This window comes from Jiangella anatolica (assembly GCF_003236295.1).
Taxonomy (GTDB): Bacteria; Actinomycetota; Actinomycetes; order Jiangellales; family Jiangellaceae; genus Jiangella; species Jiangella anatolica.
In genome coordinates this window covers 1-11057 of sequence record NZ_POTW01000101.1, presented here as the reverse complement: position 1 = coordinate 11057, position 11057 = coordinate 1, and the positions used below count along the sequence as shown (strand labels likewise).

Sequence of the window (11057 nt, the reverse complement as noted above, 5' to 3'; positions counted from 1 at the left end):
AAACTCCTCGCAGCGTGGAACGGACGGATTCGGATTGCCGCTGAGCCTAGTCCGCGATCGTTCCGCCGCCCACCCGACTACGAATTTGAGGTCGAGAACCGTTCTCAAATAGACTGGTGAGCCATGACCACACCACGCATCGCCACCGCGACCGCAACGCTGGCCCTGTCCGCCGTCCTCCTCACCGCCTGCGGCGCCGACGACTCACCGTCGAGCCGGAGCACCTCGACCCCCGCGAACGACGGGGCGCAGGAGGTCGACGCGGCACAGTCGCGGCTGGTCGCGACGTACGACGGCGGCGTCATGGTGATCGACGGCGAGTCGCTCGAGGTCGTTGCGACGTTCGAGGTGGACGGGTTCACGCGCGTCAACGCCGCCGGCGACGGGCGGCACGTGCTGGTCTCGGCGGGCGAGGCGTTCCGCGTCCTCGACACCGGCGCCTGGAGCGAGGAGCACGGCGACCACCAGCACCACTACACCGACGACCCCGCGCTCACCGACACCGCGTTCGAGGCCGACCATCCCGGCCACGTCGTCCGGCACGCCGGCACGACCGTCCTGTTCAGCGACGGCTCCGGCCGGATCGAGCTGTTCGCGGCCGACGAGCTGGCCGACGGCGCGCCGGAGACCGAGGTCGTCATGGCCGACCAGCCGCACCACGGCGTCGCCGTCCAGCTGGCCAACGACGAGCTGCTGGTCACGCTCGGCGACGAGACCACCCGCACCGGCGCCAAGGTCCTCGACGCCGACCGGGCCGAGATCGCCCGCAACGAGGACTGCCCCGGCGTGCATGGCGAGGCGGTCGCCGACGACGAGACGATCGTCGTCGGGTGCGAGAACGGCGTGCTGGTCTACCGCGACGGCGCGTTCACGAAGATCGCCAGCCCGGACCCGTACGGCCGCATCGGCAACCAGGCCGGCTCCGAGGACTCCGCCGTCGTCCTCGGCGACTACAAGGTGGACCCGGACGCCGAGCTGGAGCGGCCCGAGCGGGTGTCGCTGATCGACACGGCGACGAACACGCTCCGGCTGGTCGATCTCGGCGTCAGCTACACGTTCCGCTCGCTCGGCCGCGGCCCGGCCGGCGAGGCGCTGGTGCTCGGCACCGACGGCGCGATCCATGTCATCGACCCGGCGACGGCGCAGGTCACGACGACTATCCCGGTGATCGAGCCGTGGTCTGAGCCGGTGGAATGGCAGCAGCCGCGGCCGGCCCTCGTCGTGGAGGGCGACACGGCCTATGTCACCGACCCCGCGGCCCGCGAACTGCACGCCGTCGACCTCGTCTCGGGCGCCGTCACGGCGTCGGGTTCGCTGCCCCAGGTTCCCAACGAGCTGACCGGCGCCAAGGGGTAACATCCGGAGCTTATGAGCTTCCAGCCCCTGCCGCCGGCTCCGCCACCGCCCCCGCCGCCGGCCGCCGAGCCGCGCCGGCGGCGGTGGGTGTGGCCGGTGGTCGCGGTGATCGCGCTGCTCGCGGGCGGGGGCGCCGGCGTCGCCGTCGGGATGAACCTCGACGACGACTCCGAGCCCGCTGCGCAGCAGACGCCGGAGCCGACCGGCGACAGCGACGAACTGGACGAGTTGCGCGAGCGTCTCGAGGCGGTCGAGCAGCAGCGCGACGACCTCAAGCGGCGGCTCGACGAGGCCCGCGCCGAGCTGGAGCAGCGGGCGACGGAGACGCCGGAGGAGCCGCAGGAGTCCGAGCCGACCCCGTTCGAGGGCGAGTTCACCGTCGGCAGCTTCACCTTCACCGACGTGCAGGTGCTGCGCGACTTCGCCGGCGACTTCGAGGTCCGGGCGACGGTGACGAACGACGGCGACGCAACGGTCGAGTTCGTCTCCTGGACCGCGACCGTCCTCTACCAGGGCGAACAGGTCTCCACGCTGACGACGTCGGCCAGCGCACTGGCCGCCGGCGACTCCGTCGAGGCCCAGTTCATCGGCTTCGACGACTACGGCGACTGGGACGCCGTCGAGTTCGCCGTCAACACCGACACGAACGAGACCTGACCCGCAACCGTTCGCGCAGTCGTCGTCCGGCGGTCGCGAATCGGACATTGACTGGTAGTCAACCGCCCTGACCGTAGCGGTCATGAGCGATCGGTCCCGTTTCCGTCGTATCGTCCGCGCCGTCGTGGCGGTCCCGCTGGCCGCGGCCCTCGGTGTCGCCGTCACGGCCGCCGCGCACGCCGTCACCGTCCCGCACGATCCGGCCCACGCCCACAACGACTACGAGCACGAGCGCCCGCTCCTCGACGCGCTCGACAACGGCTTCACCAGCGTCGAGGCCGACGTATGGCTGGTCGACGGCGAACTGCTGGTCGCCCACGACGCCTGGGAGGTGCAGCCCGGGCGGACGCTGCAGTCGCTGTACCTGGACCCGTTGCGCGAGATCGTCCACGCCAACGACGGCTCCGTCTACCCCGGGTGGGACGGCTCGCTGCAGCTGCTCATCGACATCAAGAACACCGGCGAGGCGACGTACGCGGAGGTCGACGCGGTGCTGCGCCGGTATCAGGAGATGATGACGCGGTTCCTCGGCGACCGCGTCCAGCCCGGCGCCGTCACCGCCGTCATCAGCGGCGACCGGCCGCGCGCGACGATGCTGAGCCAGCGGCTGCGCTTCGCCGGGTACGACGGCCGGCTCGGCGACCTCACCAGCGGGCTGCGGCCCAGTTTCATGCCGCTGATCAGCGACAACTGGGGCAACCACTTCACCTGGCGCGGCGTCGGGCCGATCCCCGAGGCGGAGCGGGCCAAGCTGCGGCAGATCGTCGCGACGGCGCACGCCGCGGGCTACCGGGTCCGGTTCTGGGCGACGCCGGACGTCCCCGGCCCGGCCCGCGACGCGATCTGGACCGAGCTGCTCGCCGCCGGCGTCGACCACCTCAACACCGACGACCTGGCCGGGCTGAACGCGTTCCTGTCCGCGCGCTAGGTCTTTTTCCGGGCACTGACCTGCAGCGTCGCGCTGCCGCCGTCGACCGTGACGGCGGTCAGCGCGGCGCTGTTTCGCAGGGTGGCGGCGACGAGGGCGCCGGTGTCGCGGCCGCTGCCGGCGCCGTCGTCCGGCCCGTAGCCGTAGAACAGCAGCAGCCGGCCGCCCGGCGCCAGCAGCGCCGCCAGCGCGTCGACGTTGGCCTTGGCCGGGTGCGTCCAGAAGACGTTGACGTTCGACGCGAAGATCAGGTCGAAGCGGCTCCCCGGGTCGCCGCTCAGCGTCGTCAGATCCTGCTCGACGACGGTGAGCCGTCCCGCGTCGATGAGGTCCTCGTTGCGTTCGCGGATGCGGCGGACGCCGGTGGCGGAACGGTCCAGCGCCGTGATGTGGCCGTCGCCGGTGAGCATCGGTCCGATCTCCGCGACGGCGACGCCGGGCGCGGCGCCCAGCTCCAGGATCCGCTCGGTGCCCGTCAGGCCGAGGTGGGGGACCAGCCGCGCGATGTGGGCGGGCGTCCGTTCGCTCATGGATGAGAGTCTCGCAATGATCGCTGACAGCCGGTGTCAACGTGGTCGATTCGCGGTACGGTGCGCGCGAGTAGTTCCCGGTTGCCTTCGTTGTTCGACTCCGGCACAGCGGGGACCGTTCGGGGGACGGGGACCTCCCGGCAGGTTGCCGCGCGCCCGGGAGGGATCGTGTCCGCACCACGTTCCGGCCCGTTTGCCTGGTCGCCGTTCGGCGCCGGCTACGTCGTCTCGTCCCACGACGATGCCGGTGATCCGGTCGTCGACCTGATCCTGCCCGCGTCCGACGGGACGCTGCGCTGGGTGGCCGCCGTCGGCCCGGCCGAGGTGGCGCAACTATGGGTGCTGACGGCGCCGGTCTCCGGTGGTAGTGCGGGTCCGGCCGCTCCCGCAGTGGCGGGCGGCGGCCCGATCCGTCCTCGCGCCGCCGATCGCCGGCTGACGACGATGGGCGGCCTTGCGTTGGCGCTCGGTATGGTGGCGGTCTTCTGGATCGCGCTGGGGGTGCTGCTGTGGACGCTGCTGAGGTGAGGCGACGGCGGCTGGGCTCGGTGCGCGACTATCTGTGGGCCGCGGTCCCGATCCTCCTGGTCGCGTCGCTGTGGATCTACGTCGGCTACGCCTGGGGCGTCATGGGCAACGAGACGTTCTGCGAGGAGCGCTCCGCGGACGTGGTCTCGGCTCGCCGCGACCTCCTACCGCTGGACTTCACCTGCGAGTACGCCGACGGCTCCGTCTATCGCTACGTCCCCGACGCCGCCAAGGCGGCCATGTACGGCGCCCTCGCCGGCGCCGTGGCCTGCTTCGCCACGGCGACCGCGCTCGGCCGGCGGGCGGACGCCACCGTGGGTCCCGGGCAGCCGTGAGGCTCCTCGTCATCGGGGGCAGCGGGTTCCTGGGCGGTGAGCTGGTGCGCCGGTCGCTGGCCGCGGGCGACGGCGTCACGGCGACGTACCTGACGCGGCCCGGTGCTTCCGCTGCCGCGAAGTGGACGCGGCTCGACGTCCGCCGCCGCTCGGAGGTCGCCGACGTCGTCGCTGCCGTGCGGCCCGACGTCGTGGTGAACGCGGCCTACGTGCAGTCCGACTGGGTCACGACCGCCGACGGCGCCGCGTACGTGGCGCTCGCGACCGCGGCGGCCGGCGCGCGCCTCGTCCACGTCTCCAGCGACGCGGTCTTCTCCGGCGCCGCCGTCCACTACGACGAGACGTGCGTCCCGGATCCGGTCAACGCCTACGGGGCGGCGAAGGCGGCAGCGGAGACGGCGGTCGTGGCGATCGCCCCTGACGCCGTCATCGCCCGGACGTCCCTCATCATCGGCGACGGCGACTCGCCTCAGGAAGTCTTCGTCCACGACCTCGCCGCCGGCCGCCGCGACGGCGTCCTCTTCACCGACGACGTCCGCTGCCCCGTGCACGTCGCCGACCTGGCGGCCGCCCTGCTGGAGCTCGCGGCGTCCGGCCGCACCGGCACCCACCACGTCGCCGGCCCGGACGCCGTCAGCCGGCACGAGCTGGGGCTGCTGATCGCCGCCCGCGACGGCCTCGACGGCGCCTCGTTGCCGACGGGTACCCGCGCGGCGTCCGGCCCGCCCGGCCCGCTCGACGTCCGCCTGGACTGCACGGCGACACAGGCGGTGCTGCGCACCCGGCTGCGCGGTGCGCGGGAGTTCCTCTCGCCGGCCCGATGATCAGTCCGGCAGCTGCCAGATGAAGACGAGGTTGGTGCCCTTCGCCGCGGCGGTGGCCTGGACGAGTTCTGCGCCTTGTAGCCGGCCATGATCGCCTCCGTCGGAGTCAAGTGTGCTTGACATTGCATCGATGAGTCGAGTTCACTTGACTTCACCGACGATGGGAGGAGGCGGCCTCGTGGAAGCACGCGATGAGATCGGGAGCTACCGGGAGTCGAACCGGGCGACCGCTCGGCTGGCGCTGTGGACGCTCGCCTGGGCGGCGAGCCTTGCCGCTGCCAGGTTCGGTCCCGAGCTGATCTGGGACGAGCGGCCGGCGGCGAGCTGGGCCGCGGTCGGGGTCAACGTGGTCGTCGGCATCGCCTGGATCATCGCCTTCGCGCGCTTCCTCCGAGCGCTCGACGACCTCCAGCGCAAGATCATGCAGGACGCGCTGGCCGTGACCCTCGGCGTGGGCTGGGTCGGCGGCTTCGCCTACGTCGTCGCCGACAACGCCGGCCTCGTCGCCGACGACGTCAACCTCGCCCTGTTCCCCACCCTCCTGGGCGTCGTCTACGTCGTCGCCTTCGCCGTCGGCTGGATCAGGTACCGATGAGGAATCGGGTCGCGCAGCTGCGGGCCGAGCGCACCTGGACCCAGGCCGACCTGGCGCAGCGCATCGGCGTGTCGCGGCAGTCCATCAACGCGATCGAGACCGGCAAGTTCGACCCCAGCCTGCCGGTCGCCTTCCGCCTCGCCAGACTCTTCGACCTCACGATCGAGGACATCTTCACCGACGAACCATGACCGGCGGAACTGTCCGACCCCATCGCTACCCTCCCGCACCACAGGGGGAGTTCGACGAAGGGGGCGGGTGGACATGACGGAAGAGACGTGGCACGAGGCGCGGCTGATCCCGACATCGGGCATCAACGGCGCCGAGGAGCAGGAGCGCCGAGCGACGTCGGCGCTGCTGGCCGTGATGACGGCCGTCCGTGAGTTCGGGCGAGCGCTGACCAAGCCGTTCGGCGCGCCGGCCGGGAACGTCGAGACCTACATCGAGGTGCCGTTCGTCCTGGGCGAGCGGAAGCTGTTCCCGGACGGCCTGGTGCGGGTCAGCCGCGGCCAGAGGTCGTGGACCGCTCTGGTCGAGGTCAAGACGGGCAGCAACGAGCTGGTGCCCGAGCAGCTGGAGAACTACCTCGACATCGCTCGCGAGCAGGGCTTCGACGCCGTCCTGACCATCTCGAACGAGATCCCCGCCAGCTCAGGGCAGCACCCGACCAAGGTCGACAAGCGCAAGCTGCGCAAGGTGGCGATGCACCACCTCTCGTGGACGAATGTGCTGACCGAGGCGGTGATGCAGAAGGAGTTCCGTGGCATCGCCGACCCCGACCAGGCCTGGATCCTCGGTGAGCTGATCCGCTATCTCGAGCACCCGCGTTCCGGCGCCCTCGAGTTCGACGACATGGGCGAGAGCTGGGTCGGGACGCGCAACGCGATCGCGGCGGGAACCCTTCGGCCGACGGACAAGGGGGTCAGCGAGGTCGCCAGCCGCTTCGACGCGCTGCTGCGGTTCGCCAGCCTCCGCCTCGGCCGTCAGCTCGGCACCGAGGTGACACCAGTGTTGTCGCGGAAGGAGCTGGCCGAGCCCTCGCTGCGCACGCAGTGGCTGATCGAGAACCTGGCTGAGCACGCGACGCTCACCGGCGCCATCCGCATCCCCGACACCGTCGGCGAACTGGTGGTGACGGCGGACCTGCGGGCCGGCCGCATCACCTGCCACGTGGACGTCGACGCGCCCAGGGAAGGGCGGCAGACGACGCGGGTCAACTGGCTGGTGCGGCAGCTCAAGAGCGCTCCGGCGGACCTCCGCGTCGAGGCCTACGTCATGCACGGGCGCGGCGCCGGTGCGGCCGAGCTGCTCTCCGCGGTCCGCGAGGACCCGGGTGTGCTGGTCTCCGATCCGGCCAAGGAGCTCCGGTCGTTCCGGGTCGCCCAGGTCCTGCCGATGGGTGGCAAGCGTGGCCGTGGTCGCGGGACGTTCATCGACTCCGTGCTCGCCGCGGTCGACACCTTCTACGGCGAGGTCGTCCAGCACCTGAAGGCCTGGTCCGCCGCGCCGCCACGGCTGCGCCCGGAGCCCGAGCCCACGGATCAGCGGCCCGAGGTGCCGCCCGCCCTGGTCTCGACGGCGCTGTCCTCCCAGGACGGCGCCGAGGAGGTCGTCGCGGCCGAGCCCAAGCCCCAGGACGATGTCCCGGTGGCCGCCGTGGAGTGAACCTTGGGGGCGGGCCCCCATCGTGGGTCGGGTCGATCCACGCCGGCCGGTTGGACGTCTCGGAACGGGTCGAGGAGATCCTGGCCGATGGTTTCGGACGCGGCGCGGACCTCCCTCTCGGCGCGTCGGATCAACGGAGGACAGCGTGGACGATCGTAGGCCGGAGCGCAGGGCCAGAGCGGATGCCCGTCTGATGGAGGCCCAGAGTGTGCTTCAAGCACTCGATCTGCTTGATCGGTGGAGGCAGTTCGGCGATCCCGTGGTTGTCGGATCCGTCGCACTTGACCTGGTGGTACGAGCGGACATTGATCTTGAGATCTACAGTGCTGCTCCGGCTGCGGGTGAAGGATTCGTAGTCGCCAGCGCCTTGGCGGGGCTTCCGAAGGTCCGCGAAATCCGGTATCGAGATTCCCGTGACAAGCGGGAGGACGGTCTCTATTGGAAGGTCTATTACGAGCTGGCACCTGCTCGTACCTGGACTGTCGACATGTGGTTCTTCGCGGAGCGTCGGCGCAGGACGGGCGCAGCATCGATGATTCCGTCGATTCGTGCAGCGCTTGACGACGAAAAACGCGACACCATCCTCGCCATCAAGGAGCAGGCGATAGAGGCCGGGAGTCGAGCGCATGGACACTGGCTCTACCGGGCGGTGCTGGACGACGGTATTCGAAGCTACCCCGACTACCTCGCATGGATCGGAAAGCAAGATGTCTGGGAACGAACGACCTGGGTGTCCGCTTCGGGTTAGTTCATACTCTTGCTTCCCGACGACCTGGACGCCGCCAACCGCCGACCGGGAGGGAGGTGTCCATGATCGAGATGTGGTGTGAGCTGGGCGCGCCTGGAGGGACTCGAACCCCCGACCAAGAGCTTAGAAGGCTCCCGCTCTATCCAGCTGAGCTACAGGCGCAATCGCGGACAGGGACATTGTGGCCGAAAGATCAGCCTTGCCGCACGGGCCGCCCGAGACCGTCGACCACCTGCGCCCCCGGCCAGCCGGCCAGCACCGAGCCGGGGAGCGTCAGCTTGGACCCGCGCACCCCGCTGCCGACCACCGCGAAGGGTAGCGCGGCGACGGCCGGGTCGACCAGGATCGGCCAGTCGGCGGGCAGGCCGAGCGGGGTGATGCCGCCGTACTCCATGCCGGTCGACTCGACGGCGGCGGCCATCGGCAGGAAGGACGCCTTGCGGACGCCGAGCAGCCGCCGCACGACGCCGTTGACGTCGGCGCGGGCGGTGGCGAGCACCATGCAGGCAGCCACGTACGAGGCGCCCTCGCGCTTGCCGGCCACGACGACGCAGTTCGCCGACTCGTCCAGTGAGACGTCATAAGCGCGGCAGAACTCGGCGGTGTCGGCGAGCGTCGGGTCGATCGCCGCGACGTAGACGGACGCCGCGGCGGGCGAGCCCTCCAGGGCTGACTTCACCGGCCCGGCCAGCAGATCCGGGCGGGACAGGGCCGGCTCCGTCGCCAGCCGGCCGATCGTCGGAGTTGTCACCCCTCGATGCTACGGTCACGTCTTCGTGGCCCTCTTCGCACGCCTGCGCGTCGCCGCCTACGTCATCTGCGAGGACGACGACGGGCGCATCCTGCTGTCCCGCTGGATCGGCTACGACGGCCCGCAGTGGTCGCTGGCCGGCGGCGGCCTGGACCCGGTCGAGGACCCGCAGCAGGGCGCCCTGCGCGAGCTGTTCGAGGAGACCGGCTACACCGGCGAGCTCGACGCGCTCCTCGGCGTCGACGTCGAGCACTTCTGCAGCGACCGGCACGTGCCCGACGGCTACGACGGCGTCGACGTGCACGCGGTGCGCATCGTCTACCGCGGCCACGTCACCGGCGGCGAGCTCACGCACGAGGTGGGCGGCACCAGCGACCTCGCCGCCTGGCTGTCCCGCGACGAGCTGGCCGGGCAGGACGCGGTCTCGCTGGTCAAGGTGGGCCTGGCGATGTACGACGACGGCGACGGCGTCCCGGTCGCGCCCCGCGAGCCGAACCCGCCAGCACCCGACGGCGTCACCGTCGAGCACCGCGTCGCGGCCTACGGACGGACGCCGGACGGCGCCGTCGCCGGCGGCCTGCTCGAGCACGGCGCCGACCCGGCCGAGGCCGTCCGGGCCGCGTTCCGCGACCAGCACCGGCAGGACGTCACGGTCGGACGAGCGACGGCGGCGACCAGCAGCGTCGAGCCCACCGGCGACGACACCGTCCGGTGGACGGTTCGCCTCGACTACGACGTCAGCTGAAACCGCCACACGATCGCCATCGGGCTGCCCTCGTACGCGGCGTTGGCGGCGTCGGGGATCAGCGGGTGCAGCGACCAGATGTTCGGCGGCGTTCCGCGCGGGGCCGGCGGCGGCGCCGCGCCCGGAGCGCCGGGCGGCACGCCGTCGGGACCGACGAACGGCGACGGGCGCAGCGGCTCCTCGCAGTGTCGCACCTCGAATCCGAGCGGCAGCGCGACCGCCAGGTACTCGCTGGCCGGCCGGCTGCGGTTGGCCAGGTAACCGGGCCGACCGTCCGGCCCGGTGACCACGATCGGCAGGCCGACGTCGCCCAGCCGGCCCCGCGGGTCCGACACCACCAACGACCCGCCCGGCCGCAGCACGCGCGCGAACTCCGCGAACACCGGTTTCAGGTCGGGGACGTGCGACAGCGCCAGCGCGCAGACCACCAGGTCTGCCCCGTCGTCGGGCAGCGGCAGCGCGGCCAGGTCGCCCTGGACGAACGCACCCGCCGGAACCTTCGAACGCGCGACCGCGAGCATCTCCGGCGAGACGTCCACGCCGACGACGGAGAACCCGCGTTCAGCCAGGTACGACGCGTGCCGGCCGGTCCCGCAGGCCGCGTCCACCGCGACGCCGGTGGGCAGCTCGTCCAGCAGCGACCGGACGATCGGCCCCTCGATGTCGAGCAGCTGGTTTCCCGGCCGGTCGTACGCGGGCGCCCACGACTCGTACGCCTCGGCCGCCGTCAGCTCGGCGGCCGGCCCGCCCGGGCCCAGCTCGTCGGCCCGGTCGAGCAGCGACCGGATCTCGGCCAGCCGGGCCGCGACGAACTCCTCGTCGTGCCGGCCGGCGAACGCGCGCAGCAGCGCGACACCCTCGAGGCCGAGCAGGTAGGCGAGCGGGTGCTGATGAATCATCTCAGTGCGAGTAGACGGGCACCACCTGGCCGCGGGCCAGCGTGTGGAAGGCGAGGTTGAACGAGACGACGGCGGGCGAGGCCTCGGCGTCGACCCCGAGCGACTCGACGTCGACCGCGTGCACGACGAAGAAATAGCGGTGCGGGACGTCGCCCTGCGGCGGCGCGGCGCCGAAGTACTCGGTAGTACCCGCATCGTTCTTCACCGAGAACGACGGGTACGGTAGCGATGCGCCGCGCGGCAGCGACGTCGTCGTCGCGGGAATGTCGACGACGACCCAGTGCCAGAAGCCGCTCGGCGTCGGCGCGTCGGGGTCGAAGCAGGTGACGGCGTAACTGCGGGTTCCGTCCGGCGCGCCGGACCACGACAACTGCGGGGAGAGATTCGCCCCGCCGGCCGCTGCGGCGATGAAGTCGGTCGCCAGTTGTTCGCCGTCACGGACGTCGTCGCTGGTCAGCGTCATGGAAGCGACGACCGGGAGCAGGGTGTAGGGGTC

Annotated in this window: 15 protein-coding genes and 1 tRNA gene; 11 read left to right on the top strand and 5 right to left on the bottom strand. The window is 71.6% G+C overall.

What is annotated here, in order from left to right; translation table 11 throughout:
• Positions 1-123: 123 nt before the first annotated feature.
• The 3 genes from aztD to C1I92_RS27810 all read left to right on the top strand — a co-directional run bounded on the left by aztD (position 124) and on the right by C1I92_RS27810 (position 2941).
• Complete coding sequence (gene aztD / locus C1I92_RS27820; RefSeq protein ID WP_111257889.1) at positions 124-1356, top strand: zinc metallochaperone AztD; 1233 nt, start codon at positions 124-126, stop codon at positions 1354-1356.
• Between the two features lie 12 nt (positions 1357-1368).
• A complete protein-coding gene (locus C1I92_RS27815; RefSeq protein WP_111257888.1) occupies positions 1369-2013 on the top strand; it encodes an FxLYD domain-containing protein in 645 nt (214 codons plus the stop codon).
• A gap of 82 nt (positions 2014-2095) precedes the next feature.
• Complete coding sequence (locus C1I92_RS27810; RefSeq protein WP_111257887.1) at positions 2096-2941, top strand: phosphatidylinositol-specific phospholipase C/glycerophosphodiester phosphodiesterase family protein; 846 nt, start codon at positions 2096-2098, stop codon at positions 2939-2941.
• Here the strand turns inward: C1I92_RS27810 and C1I92_RS27805 are convergent.
• The gene (locus C1I92_RS27805; protein WP_111257886.1) at positions 2938-3471 is read right to left on the bottom strand and encodes a class I SAM-dependent methyltransferase; all 534 of its coding nucleotides are present in this window, start codon (positions 3469-3471) and stop codon (positions 2938-2940) included. The two genes, C1I92_RS27810 and C1I92_RS27805, sit on opposite strands and share 4 nt — an antisense overlap.
• A 168-nt stretch (positions 3472-3639) precedes the next feature.
• On the opposite strand from C1I92_RS27805, the gene C1I92_RS27800 reads away from it, so the two are divergent.
• The 7 genes from C1I92_RS27800 to C1I92_RS27770 all read left to right on the top strand — a co-directional run bounded on the left by C1I92_RS27800 (position 3640) and on the right by C1I92_RS27770 (position 8166).
• On the top strand, positions 3640-3999 hold the full coding sequence (locus tag C1I92_RS27800; protein WP_111257885.1) for a hypothetical protein: 360 nt from the start codon (positions 3640-3642) through the stop codon (positions 3997-3999).
• Entirely contained in the window at positions 3996-4334 is a 339-nt protein-coding gene (locus C1I92_RS27795) for a hypothetical protein (RefSeq protein ID WP_146605312.1), read from the top strand. The genes C1I92_RS27800 and C1I92_RS27795 overlap by 4 nt, the downstream gene beginning before the upstream one ends.
• Entirely contained in the window at positions 4331-5158 is an 828-nt protein-coding gene (locus tag C1I92_RS27790) for a sugar nucleotide-binding protein (protein WP_111257883.1), read from the top strand. The genes C1I92_RS27795 and C1I92_RS27790 overlap by 4 nt, the downstream gene beginning before the upstream one ends.
• A gap of 178 nt (positions 5159-5336) precedes the next feature.
• Complete coding sequence (locus tag C1I92_RS27785; RefSeq protein ID WP_111257882.1) at positions 5337-5753, top strand: hypothetical protein; 417 nt, start codon at positions 5337-5339, stop codon at positions 5751-5753.
• The gene (locus C1I92_RS27780) at positions 5750-5944 is read left to right on the top strand and encodes a helix-turn-helix transcriptional regulator (protein ID WP_111257881.1); all 195 of its coding nucleotides are present in this window, start codon (positions 5750-5752) and stop codon (positions 5942-5944) included. The genes C1I92_RS27785 and C1I92_RS27780 overlap by 4 nt, the downstream gene beginning before the upstream one ends.
• A 73-nt stretch (positions 5945-6017) precedes the next feature.
• Positions 6018-7418: a hypothetical protein gene (locus tag C1I92_RS27775; RefSeq protein WP_199521661.1), complete on the top strand. Its 1401-nt coding sequence runs from the start codon at positions 6018-6020 to the stop codon at positions 7416-7418.
• Between the two features lie 145 nt (positions 7419-7563).
• Positions 7564-8166, top strand: coding sequence for a hypothetical protein (locus tag C1I92_RS27770; protein ID WP_146605311.1), 603 nt, complete (start codon positions 7564-7566; stop codon positions 8164-8166).
• A gap of 88 nt (positions 8167-8254) precedes the next feature.
• Here the strand turns inward: C1I92_RS27770 and C1I92_RS27765 are convergent.
• Together C1I92_RS27765 and C1I92_RS27760 are read right to left on the bottom strand one after the other, a co-directional pair.
• Positions 8255-8328 (bottom strand) — tRNA-Arg (locus C1I92_RS27765).
• A gap of 31 nt (positions 8329-8359) precedes the next feature.
• On the bottom strand, positions 8360-8902 hold the full coding sequence (locus C1I92_RS27760) for a YbaK/EbsC family protein (RefSeq protein ID WP_111257910.1): 543 nt from the start codon (positions 8900-8902) through the stop codon (positions 8360-8362).
• Between the two features lie 40 nt (positions 8903-8942).
• Here C1I92_RS27760 and C1I92_RS33525 point away from each other — a divergent pair, with 40 nt between their 5' ends.
• Positions 8943-9662 (top strand): NUDIX hydrolase, encoded by a 720-nt coding sequence (locus tag C1I92_RS33525; RefSeq protein WP_146605310.1) that lies wholly within the window; start codon positions 8943-8945, stop codon positions 9660-9662.
• On the opposite strand, the gene C1I92_RS27750 is transcribed toward C1I92_RS33525, so the two are convergent.
• Positions 9647-10561, bottom strand: a complete 915-nt coding sequence (locus tag C1I92_RS27750; protein WP_111257879.1) for a class I SAM-dependent methyltransferase — start codon at positions 10559-10561, stop codon at positions 9647-9649. The two genes, C1I92_RS33525 and C1I92_RS27750, sit on opposite strands and share 16 nt — an antisense overlap.
• Position 10562: 1 nt before the next feature.
• Positions 10563-11057: YbhB/YbcL family Raf kinase inhibitor-like protein (locus C1I92_RS27745; protein ID WP_111257878.1), on the bottom strand; the 495-nt coding region annotated here is incomplete at its 5' end.

Bases quoted from the DNA above. Each gene is read 5' to 3' on its own strand.
- aztD (WP_111257889.1), top strand. From the start codon at position 124: ATGACCACACCACGCATCGCCACCGCGACCGCAACGCTGGCCCTGTCC.
- C1I92_RS27815 (WP_111257888.1), top strand. From the start codon at position 1,369: ATGAGCTTCCAGCCCCTGCCGCCGGCTCCGCCACCGCCCCCGCCGCCG.
- C1I92_RS27810 (WP_111257887.1), top strand. From the start codon at position 2,096: ATGAGCGATCGGTCCCGTTTCCGTCGTATCGTCCGCGCCGTCGTGGCG.
- C1I92_RS27805 (WP_111257886.1), bottom strand. From the start codon at position 3,471: ATGAGCGAACGGACGCCCGCCCACATCGCGCGGCTGGTCCCCCACCTC.
- C1I92_RS27780 (WP_111257881.1), top strand. From the start codon at position 5,750: ATGAGGAATCGGGTCGCGCAGCTGCGGGCCGAGCGCACCTGGACCCAG.
- C1I92_RS27775 (WP_199521661.1), top strand. From the start codon at position 6,018: ATGACGGAAGAGACGTGGCACGAGGCGCGGCTGATCCCGACATCGGGC.
- C1I92_RS27750 (WP_111257879.1), bottom strand. From the start codon at position 10,561: ATGATTCATCAGCACCCGCTCGCCTACCTGCTCGGCCTCGAGGGTGTC.